This is a genomic window from Streptomyces poriferorum, assembly GCF_019399235.1.
In the GTDB taxonomy this organism is placed as follows: domain Bacteria; phylum Actinomycetota; class Actinomycetes; order Streptomycetales; family Streptomycetaceae; genus Streptomyces; species Streptomyces poriferorum.
Genome location: NZ_JAELVH010000413.1, coordinates 1 through 5,753 on the forward strand (window position 1 = coordinate 1; position 5,753 = coordinate 5,753).

The 5,753-nt window shown below is 71.1% G+C and carries 6 protein-coding genes and 1 pseudogene; 4 read left to right on the forward strand and 3 right to left on the reverse strand.

What is annotated here, in order from left to right:
* The first annotated feature begins 50 nt into the window (after positions 1 to 50).
* On the forward strand, positions 51 to 1,490 hold the full coding sequence (gene gnd / locus JGS39_RS37205; RefSeq protein WP_219574201.1) for an NADP-dependent phosphogluconate dehydrogenase: 1,440 nt from the start codon (positions 51 to 53) through the stop codon (positions 1,488 to 1,490).
* Between the two features lie 150 nt (positions 1,491 to 1,640).
* Here gnd and JGS39_RS37210 read toward each other — a convergent pair.
* Positions 1,641 to 1,859 (reverse strand): annotated as a pseudogene (locus JGS39_RS37210) (MMPL family transporter); the annotation flags it as partial.
* On the opposite strand from JGS39_RS37210, the gene JGS39_RS37215 reads away from it, so the two are divergent.
* Entirely contained in the window at positions 1,858 to 2,361 is a 504-nt protein-coding gene (locus JGS39_RS37215; RefSeq protein WP_219574202.1) for a GNAT family N-acetyltransferase, read from the forward strand. The pseudogene JGS39_RS37210 and the gene JGS39_RS37215 sit on opposite strands and share 2 nt — an antisense overlap.
* Before the next feature lie 154 nt (positions 2,362 to 2,515).
* Here the strand turns inward: JGS39_RS37215 and JGS39_RS37220 are convergent, their stop codons facing one another.
* Both JGS39_RS37220 and JGS39_RS37225 read right to left on the reverse strand, forming a co-directional pair.
* A complete protein-coding gene (locus JGS39_RS37220) occupies positions 2,516 to 3,211 on the reverse strand; it encodes a type 1 glutamine amidotransferase domain-containing protein (RefSeq protein ID WP_219574203.1) in 696 nt (231 codons plus the stop codon).
* A gap of 226 nt (positions 3,212 to 3,437) precedes the next feature.
* Positions 3,438 to 4,382, reverse strand: a complete 945-nt coding sequence (locus JGS39_RS37225) for a MerR family transcriptional regulator (RefSeq protein WP_219574205.1) — start codon at positions 4,380 to 4,382, stop codon at positions 3,438 to 3,440.
* A gap of 237 nt (positions 4,383 to 4,619) precedes the next feature.
* Here JGS39_RS37225 and JGS39_RS37230 point away from each other — a divergent pair, with 237 nt between their 5' ends.
* Together JGS39_RS37230 and JGS39_RS37235 are read left to right on the forward strand one after the other, a co-directional pair.
* Positions 4,620 to 5,648 (forward strand): Dyp-type peroxidase, encoded by a 1,029-nt coding sequence (locus JGS39_RS37230; protein ID WP_219574206.1) that lies wholly within the window; start codon positions 4,620 to 4,622, stop codon positions 5,646 to 5,648.
* Positions 5,645 to 5,753, forward strand: a 109-nt coding sequence (locus tag JGS39_RS37235; protein ID WP_219574208.1) for an encapsulin, incomplete at its 3' end; no start/stop codon positions are given. The genes JGS39_RS37230 and JGS39_RS37235, both read left to right, overlap by 4 nt.

A 5,753-nucleotide genomic window follows, 5' to 3' on the forward strand; every position in this document is an offset into this window, starting at 1 on the left:
CGTCTGAGTACCGGTCCCCGCCCTCCCCGACAGATTGCAGGAGCAGACAGATGAGCGGCACTGCCCAGATCGGCGTCACCGGGCTCGCGGTGATGGGCCGCAACCTGGCCCGCAACTTCGCACGCAACGGCTACACGGTCGCCGTGCACAACCGCACGACGGCGAAGACGGACGCCTTGGTCGAGGAGTTCGGCGACGAGGGGGCCTTTGTGGCCGCGCGCACGCCCGAGGAGTTCGTCGCGGCCCTGGAACGGCCGCGCCGCCTGGTCATCATGGTGAAGGCGGGCGAACCGACGGACGCGGTCATCCAGGAGTTCGCCCCGTTGCTGGACGAGGGCGATGTCATCATCGACGGCGGCAACGCCCACTTCGAGGACACCCGGCGCCGCGAGAAGGAGTTGCGCGGACGCGGAATCCACTTCGTCGGCGCCGGCATCTCGGGCGGTGAGGAGGGCGCGCTGAACGGTCCCAGCATCATGCCGGGCGGTTCGGCCGAGTCGTACGCGTCGCTGGGGCCGATGCTGGAGAAGATCGCGGCGAAGGCGAAGGACGGTACGCCCTGCACCACGCACATCGGACCCGACGGCGCCGGTCACTTCGTCAAGATGGTGCACAACGGCATCGAGTACGCGGACATGCAGCTCATCGGCGAGGCGTACCAGTTGCTCCGGGACGTGGCGGGATACTCCCCCGCGCAGATCGCGGACATCTTCCGCACGTGGAACACCGGGCGTCTGGACTCCTACCTCATCGAGATCACCGCGGAAGTGCTCTCGCACGTCGACGCGGCGACCGGCAAACCCTTCGTGGACGTCGTGCTCGACCGGGCGGAGCAGAAGGGCACCGGCCGCTGGACCGTGCAGATCGCCCTCGACCTGGGCGTTCCCGTCTCGGGCATCGCCGAGGCCGTCTTCGCCCGCTCGGTCTCCGGCCACGCCGACCTCCGCGACGCCTCACGCCACCTCGCCGGACCGACCGCCCGCAAACTCCGTGAGGACGAGGCGCCGGCGTTCGCCGACCAGGTCGAGCAGGCGCTGTACGCCTCGAAGATCGTCGCCTACACCCAGGGCTTCCACGAGATCACGGCCGGCAGCGAGCAGTACGACTGGGACATCGACCTCGGTAAGGTCGCCGCGATCTGGCGCGGCGGATGCATCATCCGGGCCGCGTTCCTCGACCGCATCACCAGCGCCTACGAGGCGCAACCCGACATGCCGAGCCTCCTCTCCGACAAGAGCTTCGCCGAAGAGATCGCCGCCGCGCAGGACGACTGGCGCACCGTGATCGCCACCGCCGTCGCCCAGGGCGTGCCCACCCCCGCCTTCGCCGCCACCCTTGCCTACTACGACTCCCTGCGCGCCGAGCGCCTCCCGGCCGCGCTCACTCAGGGCCAACGCGACTACTTCGGCGCACACACCTACCACCGCACCGACCGCGAGGGCACCTTCCACACCCTCTGGGGCGACGACAAGAGCGAAGTCGAGAACTGACGGGCAGCCGGCCAGTCGGCCAGTCGGCCAGTCGGCCAGTCGGCCAGTCGGCCAGTGGACCAACGTCACCGGCGAGCGGCGGGGTCGGGGCGCGGCCTGGAGCGAGGCAAGGCGAGGCGAGGTCAGTTCCGCTCCGGGCGTTCGATGGATGTGCGAGGCCAGGGCGATCAGGCCGATGGCACCGCCGACCGCGAACAGTGCGGTGATCAGTGGCAGTGAAGCAGCCAGCAATGAGCCGAACAGCAGCACCAGGGTGACCAGGGCGGCCACGATCCCGGCGAGTTTGCGTCGTGCGCCGGGACGTCGTGCGTCGGGGCGCGGAAAACCCGGAGGAACAGACATCCGCTCGGTGCTACGGTCGGGCCCCATGCGCTGGCTTCCCGAAGATTTCGTCCACCCCGTCCTGGTACCGCTGCCGGGCGGCGGCCACCACCTGAGGCCGATCCGGGAGGCGGACACGGCACTCGACTATCCGGCCGTCATGGGCTCTCGCGAGCGGCTGTGGGCCATGTTCGGCCCGGCCTGGGGCTGGCCCGCAGCCACGATGACCTATGAGGCCGACCAGGCTGACCTGTTGCGGCACGAGAAGGAGATCGCCGCCCACCAGTCCTTCAACTACGCACTGTTCGACGCGGCGGAGACGGCCCTGCTCGGCTGCGTCTACATCGACCCGCCGGAGAAGTCCGGCGCGGACGGCGAGATCTGCTGGTGGGTGGTGGACGAACTGGTGGGCAGCGAGGTCGAGCAGGCACTGGACGCACTGGTGCCACAGTGGATCGCCACCGACTGGCCGTTCGAGCAGCCGCGCTTCCTCGGGCGCGAGACCTCCTGGCCGGACTGGCTCGCACTGCCGGCGCACCCCGACGCGTAACACCCGGTCGGGGCCCGTGCCTCCGGCGTCGGCGTCGGCTCCGGAGGCTCCGCAATCACCGGCAGGCGCCGCAATCAGATGTCAACCGGGTCGCACGTCCCCCCGCGAAAGGGGAACGTCGTGCGGCAGCGCACGACACCCCCCGATCGCACCGTCAGCCGATCCGCTTGACCAGTTCGTCGGCGAGCGGGCCGGACGAGGCCGGGTTCTGACCGGTGACCAGGTTGCGGTCGACGACCACGTGCGGGGCCCACGGCTCGCCTTCCTGGAAGTCGGTGCCGATCTCCACGAGCCGGTCCTGGAGCAGCCACTTCGCCTTGTCCGCGAATCCGGCCTGGCTCTCCTCGGTGTTGGTGAAGCCGGTGAGCCGGTAGCCGGAGAAGGCATGGGTGCCGTCGTCCTTCGTGGCGGCGAGTACGGCGGCCGGGGCGTGGCAGACGATGCCGAGCGGCATCCCCGAGTCCAGCGCCCGGGTCAGCAGCCTGCCCGAGTCGGCGTTGACCGCCAGGTCCTCCATCGGGCCGTGCCCGCCCGGGTAGAAGACCGCCGCGTAGTCCGCCGGGTCCACATCCTCCAGTTTCAGCGGGTGCCCGAGTTCGGCCATGCCGGCGACGGCCGCCGCCATTTTGTCGGCGTTCTCCTGGCCGTCGTTGAACTCGGGGGCCAGGCTGCCGCGGTCCACCGTCGGTACCACTCCCCCGGGCGTGGCGACGGTGATCTCGTGTCCGGCGGCCCGGAACCTCTCGTACGGGGCGATGACCTCCTCCGCCCAGAAGCCGGTCGGGTGCACGGTTCCGTCGGCGAGGGTCCAGTGGTCGGATCCGGTCACGACGAAAAGGATCTTTGCCATGTCACATCTTTCGGTGGGCCGGGAGCCCTGCTCCCGGGAGGGTGTGCGGACCTGCGGGCCCGGATGGATCCGGGCCCGCCGTCGCGCCGATGTGTCCGACGGTACGGCCGCACACCCACCTGGCTCCCGCAGAATCGCGGGCGGTGGCGACGGGAATCCCATGGGATGACGGGAATGGGGCGGACGGCTGCCACCGGGCCGGCGCCCGGCGGCCCCGTACGCCGGATCAGGAGGCGGTACGGGCGCGCAACGCCGCTCGGAACCAGTCCAGTTCGGGCGACAGCGGGTCCGGTGCCGGCCAGCGGTTGACCACGGCGAGCAGGTGAAGGTAGCGCTCCCTGCGCGGATCGTTCACGGTGTCGAGGCGGGCGAGCAGCCGCTGCCGGAGAGCGGCGTCGTCCGGGCAGCCGCACAGTTGCGCGTAGGCGGCCGCAACCGTGTCGACGACGGCGCCGGCCTGCGTGGAGCCCGGGTCGATGCCCGCGGCGCGCGCCGGGGCGGTGTGGTCGCGGAGCATCGCCTCCGGGCCGGGCACGGGAACTCCGGCGGCACTCACGGTCCGGTCCGCCGCGTGGTACGCGGCCGTGCGGCGCATGGCGGCCCGGAATCCGGGGTCCTGGCACAGTTCGGCGAGTTCGATCCACGCCTCCGTCTCCTCCTCGGCGGGGTTGTCGGACAGGTGCGGCGTCATCGATCCCGCGACGCCCGCCAGGTCCGTCCCGGTCCCCATGCAGCCCAGGACCTCGTCCAGGAACTCGCGTATGAGGGAATGCCGTTCGTCCTCGGAGAGTGCGGCCAGTCGGTGCATGAGTTCCATCTCCTCAGGGGTCGCGTCGCGTCGTGCGGCGGCCATGAGCACCGCACGCCGCGCGGTCAGCACCCGGATCTGTACCGCGAGCGCCTCCGCGTGCGCTGCGGCAAGCTCGGCCGGAGGAGTGTCCCGGTCCAGGGCCTCCCGAATGGTGGACAGGTCGAGCCCGAGCGTGCGCAGTGTCCTCACCAGACACAGACGCGCCACGGCTTCGGGGCCGTAGTGGCGGTAGCCGGCCGCGGTGCGGCCGGAGGGCGGCACGATCCCGCGGTCCGAGTACGCGCGGACGGCCTTGACCGTGAGCCCGGTCCGCCGTGCCAGCTCGCCGATCGAGAGATACGTGTCGCCTTCGCCGTTCATGCGCCCCACTCTCCCGTCTCCCCCGGGGGGAGACTCAAGTCGCTGTGCCGGCCGGTCCGGCAGTACGCCGCCGGCTCCGGGCGTCGCGTGACGCCCGGGGTCCCCCGGTCGGATGCCCCGGGGTGCGGCGGGGCCCGGAATGTGGGTAAGTGGCAGCGGGTCCTGCTCTCGCCGCACCCGCGACCGGGGCCGTGTTCCACCGCGTCGTACCGCCGAGCCAGCTCATGGAGCCGCCGTATGCCCGAGATCACCGAGCAACCGGCCCCGGCGCAGCCGGTCGTCGCGCCGCTGACCAGTGCGGCACTCATCCTGGTCGTCACGATCGAGCCCGGCGGTGAGCCCGTCGTCCGGGAGGCTCTGCCGGATCTGGCGGCGTTCGCCCGTTCCATCGGGTTCCGCTACCCGGACGCGGGACTGGTGTGTGTGACCGGGTTCGGTTCCGATGCCTGGGACCGGTTGTTCTCGGGTCCGCGGCCCGCCTCGCTGCACCCCTTCCAGGAGTTGCACGGCGCCCGTCATCACGCCCCGGCCACCCCGGGCGACCTGCTGTTCCACATCCGGGCCGAGCGGATGGACGTGTGCTGGGAGTGGGCCACGCAGCTGCTGGACCGGCTGGGCGGGGCGGTGAGGGTCGTCGACGAGACGCAGGGGTTCCGCTACCTCGACCACCGGGACCTGCTCGGGTTCGTCGACGGAACCGAGAACCCCGTGGGAGAAGACGCCCGGTCGGCGGCGCTGGTGGGGGACGAGGACCCGGATTTCGCCGGCGGCAGCTACGTCATCGTCCAGAAGTATTTGCACGACCTGGCTTCGTGGAACGCCCTGTCGACCGAGGAGCAGGAGCGGGTGATCGGACGGACCAAGTTCACCGACATCGAGCTCGCCGACGACGTCAAACCCGCCGACTCCCATGTCGCGCTGAACACCATCACCGACCCGGACGGCACGGAGCGCGACATCCTGCGCGCCAACATGCCGTTCGGCAGCTTCGGGCAGGGCGAGTTCGGCACGTACTTCATCGGGTTCGCCGCCGACCCGGACGTCACCGAGCGCATCCTGCGCGACTTCTCGACCGCGGTCACCGGCACGCTGTTCCACGCCCCCGGCGCCGACTTCCTCGACGCCCCTCCGCCGTCGCCCGCCTCCGCCGAGGCCGCGCCCCAGCCTGAACCGGCGTCCGCGCCGGTGGCGAGGGCCGTGGTCACGCCGGTGGTCCGGGACGGTTCGCTGCGCATCGGCAGCCTGCAAGAAAGCGCCCAGAGATGAACAACCTCCATCGCGAACTCGCCCCTGTCACCCAGGCCGCCTGGGACCAGATCGAAGAGGAGGCCCGGCGCACCTTCAGCCGCCATCTGGCCGGTCGCCGCGTCG